General features: G+C 41.4%; 6 protein-coding genes. 4 read left to right on the top strand and 2 right to left on the bottom strand.

From position 1 onward, the window contains the following. Positions 1-230: 230 nt before the first annotated feature. Together HWQ37_RS32815 and HWQ37_RS32810 are read left to right on the top strand one after the other, a co-directional pair. Positions 231-614, top strand: coding sequence for a hypothetical protein (locus tag HWQ37_RS32815; protein ID WP_292755323.1), 384 nt, complete (start codon positions 231-233; stop codon positions 612-614). An 8-nt stretch (positions 615-622) separates the two neighbouring features. Beyond that, entirely contained in the window at positions 623-958 is a 336-nt protein-coding gene (locus HWQ37_RS32810) for a hypothetical protein (protein ID WP_292755321.1), read from the top strand. A gap of 132 nt (positions 959-1090) precedes the next feature. On the opposite strand, the gene HWQ37_RS32805 is transcribed toward HWQ37_RS32810, so the two are convergent. After that, positions 1091-2014 carry a nucleoside hydrolase gene (locus HWQ37_RS32805; RefSeq protein WP_292755319.1) on the bottom strand — a complete coding sequence of 308 codons (924 nt, stop codon included), beginning with the start codon at positions 2012-2014 and terminating at the stop codon, positions 1091-1093. A gap of 14 nt (positions 2015-2028) precedes the next feature. On the opposite strand from HWQ37_RS32805, the gene HWQ37_RS32800 reads away from it, so the two are divergent. Continuing rightward, entirely contained in the window at positions 2029-2460 is a 432-nt protein-coding gene (locus tag HWQ37_RS32800) for a nucleoside deaminase (RefSeq protein WP_292755317.1), read from the top strand. Positions 2461-2509: 49 nt separating this feature from the next. Beyond that, positions 2510-3001, top strand: a complete 492-nt coding sequence (locus tag HWQ37_RS32795) for an anthrone oxygenase family protein (protein WP_292755316.1) — start codon at positions 2510-2512, stop codon at positions 2999-3001. Positions 3002-3209: 208 nt separating this feature from the next. Here HWQ37_RS32795 and HWQ37_RS32790 read toward each other — a convergent pair whose 3' ends face one another. Next, the gene (locus HWQ37_RS32790; RefSeq protein ID WP_292755314.1) at positions 3210-4181 is read right to left on the bottom strand and encodes an SGNH/GDSL hydrolase family protein; all 972 of its coding nucleotides are present in this window, start codon (positions 4179-4181) and stop codon (positions 3210-3212) included. Positions 4182-4568 lie beyond the last annotated feature (387 nt).

Below are 4568 nucleotides of genomic sequence, written 5' to 3'. Positions count from 1 at the left end.
TTAATGCTTTGTTTATTAGCATCACTCCCAGCTTGCGTATAAAAGTCAGAAAAAAGTTCATCTTTATACTTCGTTTCTCACAAAACCTATCGTTGACAAATGGGTTTTAACCTTAAGTTGACACTAATGGCAAGATGCCCACCCCACAAAGAATAGTTGAGTATTTTTTTATTTGGAAGTCCCTAAGGACAGAGGGCAAGTAGCTAAATTCAGATTGGCGGGTTCGTAACGTGGATATTCTAATTGAGTCAACAAGTAGCTTTGAGAAGGATCTTGGCAGACTGAGTGAAGATGACAAAGCCGCAACGGTTAAAAAAATTAATGATTGCGCCAGCCTCTTCCCAACTAAAAAAGCTGACATTTATCATAAGTTGCATCGTCTTGCACTACCGTTAGATATTAATGGCTATGAATCTTCACTGTACACGCTAGGGGTTTCGCAGAAACTAAGGGTGATTTTGACAGTAGACGAAGATCCAATTTTTGGGCAAGTTATTTTTACTCTTTTTCGAGTAGTTAAACACGATGATCTTGATAAAGCGTATAAAGGTGTGGCAGAGTCTTTGTATCAAGGATTACTCCATCACAATCGAGAAACTGCCCAGTTCTCGTAAGTTGGTTTATGGCACAAACCCTTACTCTGTGTGATGAATACGGCATTATTTATCAAGCCATCAAGATTTTGCCAGATGACGAGCTAAAGATTGCTTTTCTTGAAGCCTTGGCAGAGCTTGAAGATAATGAGTGTCACAGAACAAGAAAATTTCCAAAAACGAGGCTACACAAAGTAAAAGGTGTGAAGCAAGCAATTTATCGTGCTGATATCGATAAAGTCTCAGGTTGGCGCATCCATGTTCAATACATTAATGGGCAAATTCATCTCAAGGATATTATCGAGGGGCAAAGACACGATGATGTAATTGAGGTGATTAAATCTAAAAAGGCACGCTATGATTAATTTTAATTTTTAAATGGTATCGTACCCAAAAAAGTCTTTGCACCGGAATGCTCCAATATGGTCGCTTGAGTTGCAGAAGCGTTAGTTTTCGGTAGTGAGTTTGAGTATGTACGCCAGCTAATTTTTTAGTTTTTACCTTGCCCATTGCTGCAAGATGTAATCATAAAAAGCCTCTTTATCTACCTTATCCATCGCATAAATTTTCCGACCACTAGGAACTACTTTAGTACGCCCCTGACTAAGACCAGTGGTGATAATTTCTGTTTCCCATTCGCGCAGTTGATAAAATTCTGGATGTCCCAAATAAGCTGTTGCCAATACATCCCAAAAATAATAATCTTGGGGGATAACTAGTGCATAACATTGTCCGGCTAAATCAGAGATGGGATAGTGGCGTTGTCGTCCCATTTTGTATACTAACTCGGATGTAACTGGGACATTATTAGTCAAATCTAAAGGACACATAATAATTTCAATTTGCGTTTGCCATACCCGCGCTGCTGAAATTGCATCCCAATAAACATTCCATTCGGCAGAACCATCTTGTCCAGCTTCTAGACTCTTTTCTACATTACCAGCAACATTCAACGCTCCCCCCATCCACACAATTTTGTGAATCTTGGCTTCAATATCTGGTGCTTTATCCAAAGCCACTGCAACCGTCGTTAACGGCCCAGTTACCATCAACGTTACAGGGCTTGTTGCCTCTCGTAACACCTGGATCATAAAATCTTGACCTGTTTCGGCAACCAGAGGCGTAGTAATGGTTTCCCTTTGATTGAGAATGGGGAGATGGTCAACGATAAAAGAATCACGGCGATAGAGAGTAGGAAATGGATTAATCCCGCGCACGGTGCTTTCTGCTACCGGGATATGAGAAAATTCCATCAAATCTATAATTTTACGTGTGGCGCTAACAGCCGATTGAACGTAGCAATTTGCTGGAGTAACGACAACACCAAGGAGTTCAATACCATCCATTGTCAACAGCAGCATAGTTGCTAAATAATCATCTACACCGCCATCGTGATCCATTAATACTAGTTGTTTTGTCATAAAAGGAGAATTATATGGATGAATTTATGGAAGCTGCAATTCAAGAAGCAAAACAAGGCAGACAAGAAGGTGGAATTCCTATTGGTTCGGTTCTCGTCAAGGATGGTAAAATTCTCGGCAAAGGACACAATAAACGTGTACAAGATAGCGATCCTATTACCCACGCCGAAATCGATTGTCTCCGCAATGCTGGGAGAGTTGGCAGTTATAAAGGGACAACACTCTATTCAACTTTAATGCCATGTTACCTGTGCGCTGGAGCAGTGGTACAATTTGGCATTAAAAAAGTCATCGCTGGAGAATCTAGAACTTTTCCTGGTGCTAAAGAATTTATGGTATCTCACGGTGTAGACGTAATCGATCTTAATCTTGACGAATGCGAACAAATGATGAGTGAGTTTATTGAAACTAACTCCGAACTTTGGAATGAAGATATTGGTAAATAGTTATTGGGATTGGGGATTGGGCATTGGGCAGTAATTAACAGGAGGCTTTATGGTACTTGACAATTTGCGCTTCCCTTTGACGCTTTTCACAGCATTAGGCTGCGGGCTGGTGGCTGGTGTTTTCTTTGCCTTCTCGACTTTCGTGATGAATGCCCTTGCACGACTCCAGCCAAAGGAGGGCATTGTTGCTATGCAATCCATCAATATCACCGCGATTAATCCGTTGTTCATGGTGGCACTGTTTGGAACGGCTGTGGCTTGTATCTTTCTGGCGGTTTCCTCGGTGTTAAAGTGGCATCAACCTGGTGCTGTCTACTTGCTTGTCGGTAGCTTGCTCTATCTCATTGGCACTGTTCTAGTGACGATCGCGTTTAATGTACCACTTAATGATGCGTTAGCGATCGCTAAACCAGATAGCACTGAAGGCGCGAACTTATGGGCTAAATACCTTACCAACTGGACGTTATGGAATCACGTTCGGACAATAGCGGCACTGGCGGCAGCACTCATACTAGCACTGGGCGATCGCACGGTGAAATAGAAATTATGAATACGTAATAGACAAAATGAAGCTTAGAAGATGTTTGAAAAGTCCTTTTAGAGGTAACAAAACGTTTAAGGACTTTGACTAAGGAATGAGAATTAAATAATATAATATGCAATTTATATCCCTTGGTTTACCTCACCCTCAATCCCTCTCCTTATAAAGGAGAGGGAAGCTAGAGAAAGGATAAAGTTTTGCATCTTATTTAATCCATGTTCCTAAGTGACGATTTCTCTAATATTTCCAAAAGCGATCGCTCCATAACTTCACTGACAAATTTATTACCTTGCAAGTTGAGGTGGATGTGATCGTGAAACAAACCTTGAGGGTTGGTAGTTGAATTAAAATTTGGTAAAAAGTCTATATAGTTAATTTGTTGGGCTTTGGTAAAATCACTCAAGCGCTGACGTGCTTTAATTTCATAATCCCGCGGCCCTGGTTCACCAATTTCTCGTAGTAAGGGAGTCATCACCAGCAGAAATTTGCTGTTATTTTGGCGAGTCAAGGCTTGAATTTTAGCGATCGCCTCTAGATTAATCCCCACGCGATCGCCTGATTCATTTTGGACGGCTTGTAGTTCTGGTATTGGCTTTTGCTTGACGATATAACGCTGCCACACTTCCACTAATGCCAAGGGAGGTTTACGATCTGGGTAGTTGCGATCGCGTCCTACTGGTAATGAAGTGGGAGGAGTTGCAAATAAATCATCAGTATTAATTAATAACACCACTGCTTGCGCCCTAAAAGTGCCAAACTTCTCTAAATAAGCTAATTCATTCCTTGGCCCCCAAGAGTTAGCTGAAGCATTTAGCACTTCTACTTCAGAATAATTACTATTAGTAGATGATGGTAGAGAACGCATCATCAAACTAGATATTGTATTAGTCTGATCTGTCCACCAGCCACCATTAGCAATAGAATCACCTAAGAGGAGAATTCGCAGCCCAGAAGGTGCAAGTAGCTTTTTGATCGGACTACCTCGCATAGAATATTCATTAATTTCAATGCGATTCCCAAAACGACGAGTACGCTGGTTCGGAGCCAACAAATAACCAATTTGCTCATCGCCAATATAAATCAGAGGATTACCAAAACCAAACAGCGATCGCAGTCCGATCTCAATCACCACAAACAATCCTACAACCACCGCTAAAATTACGCTCAGTGCTATTTTCACCTACCCACACCCTCTTATACTGAGTTGCTTTTCAATGATACTGGGCATTAGGAGTGCTGTTAGCGGATAGCTAAGGTTTAGTCCGTGCTGAGTGCTGAGTTAGGAGTTAAGAGTTAAGAGTTTTGTTTATCTCTTCGTCCCCTCATCTCCCTCATCTTCCCCTGCTTCCCCTGCTTCCTCATCTCCCCAATCCCCAGTCCTAAATTTTTAAAGTGAATTTAACATCATCCGCAAAGAGAAGGACTACAATCAAAACGGGCAAATATTTCATGCTCCAACAACAGAGGATTACAAAGCTGTGTCCGACTTAAATCGCGGAATTATGAAATTTAAGGGTGCAGATTCCCCAAAAGTAGTCACTATCTCTACCGTGTTGCTTCTGGGATC

The sequence above is a fragment of the Nostoc sp. NMS4 genome, assembly GCF_017115095.1.
Classification (GTDB): Bacteria; Cyanobacteriota; Cyanobacteriia; order Cyanobacteriales; family Nostocaceae; genus Nostoc.
The sequence above is the reverse complement of the archived record's forward strand: the minus strand, read 5'-3'. Positions and strand labels throughout refer to the sequence as shown.